At 64.3% G+C, this 1,472-nt stretch carries 2 protein-coding genes; both read right to left on the bottom strand.

The window, feature by feature from the left end:
- Positions 1 to 678, bottom strand: a 678-nt coding sequence (locus JYJ84_RS36530; RefSeq protein WP_205190288.1) for an ABC transporter permease subunit, incomplete at its 3' end; no start/stop codon positions are given.
- Positions 675 to 1,472 (bottom strand): ABC transporter ATP-binding protein (locus tag JYJ84_RS36525; protein ID WP_205190287.1); only part of this gene is annotated, 798 nt, incomplete at its 5' end. The genes JYJ84_RS36525 and JYJ84_RS36530, both read right to left, overlap by 4 nt.

Below are 1,472 nucleotides of genomic sequence, written 5' to 3'. Positions count from 1 at the left end.
CGGCAGCGTGATCTGCACGAACGCCTTCCACGGCTTGGCACCCAGGTCATACGCGGCTTCGAGCAGGCGCAGGTCCATCTTCACGAGGTGCGCGTACAGCGGCATCACGAGGAACGGCAGGTACGAATACACCATCCCGATGTACACCGCGTAGTTGGTGCGATACAGCTCGATCGGCGTATGGGTCAGGCCGATCCACATCAGGAAGTCGTTCAGCAGCCCGTTGTTCTTCAGGATGCCGATCCACGCGTACACGCGGATCAGGAACGACGTCCAGAACGGCAGCATCACGCCCATCATCAGCAGGTTGCGGGTCGCCGGGTTCGAGCGCGCGATGTAGTACGCCATCGGATAGCCGATCAGCAAACACAGCAGCGTCGTGATCGCGGCCACCCACACCGAGTTCACGTAGGTCGCGAAATACAGGCTGTCCGTGAACAGGAACGCGTAGTGCGACAGGTTCAGCGCGACGTGCACGACGCCGTCGGTGTACGACGCGAGCTCCGTGTACGGCGGGATGCCGAGCTGCAGCTCCGCGAAACTGATCTTGACGACCAGCACGAACGGCACGAGGAAGAACAGCACGAGCCACGTGAACGGCCCGGCGACGACCGCGGTGGCGCCCGTCAGGTTGAAGCGCCGCACCGGCCACTCGAGCAGGGACTTGAACGTGGTCATGACGTCAGCACCACGCCTGCCGTCGCGCTCCAGCGCACGTAGATCTCGTCGCCGAGCGCCGGCGTGTCGAGCTCGGAAATCGCGAGGCTCGACACGTTCGCGATCACCGTCTTGCCCGCGTCGAGCTTCACGTGATACAGCGAATAGCCGCCCATGTACGCGACGTTGCTGATCCGCCCGCGCGCCCAGTTGAACGCGCCTTCGGGCGGCTTGCGCGTGAGCGCGATCCGTTCGGGGCGCACCGATACCGTGACCGGCATCCCGAGCGGGCCCGAGATCCCGTGGCTCACGTACAGCCGGCTCGGCAGCTCCGGCGATTCGATGTACACGTGGTCGGGTTCGTCCTCGACGGTCACGCCTTCGAACAGGTTCGTCGAGCCGATGAATTCGGCCGAGAAGCGGCTGTTCGGATATTCGTACACTTCGTTCGGCGAGCCGATCTGCACGATCTGCCCTTCGCTCATCACCGCGAGGCGATTCGCCATCGTCATCGCTTCTTCCTGGTCGTGCGTGACCATGATGCAGGTGACGCCGACCTTGTTCAGGATGTTGACGAGCTCGATCTGCGTGCGCTGGCGGATCTGCTTGTCGAGCGCGGACATCGGCTCGTCGAGCAGCAGCAGCTTCGGCCGCTTGACCAGCGAGCGCGCGAGCGCGACGCGCTGCTGCTGGCCGCCCGACAGCTGATGCGGCTTGCGCTTCGCGTACTTGCTCATCTGCACGAGTTCGAGCGCCGATGCGACGCGCTCCTTCAGCTCGGCCTTCGGCGTGCCTTCCTGCTTCAGGCCGAACGC

Source organism: Burkholderia sp. LMG 13014 (genome assembly GCF_905232215.1).
GTDB lineage: Bacteria > Pseudomonadota > Gammaproteobacteria > Burkholderiales > Burkholderiaceae > Burkholderia.
Note: the sequence above shows the minus strand (reverse complement) of the source record. Positions and strands in the feature narration are given on the sequence as shown.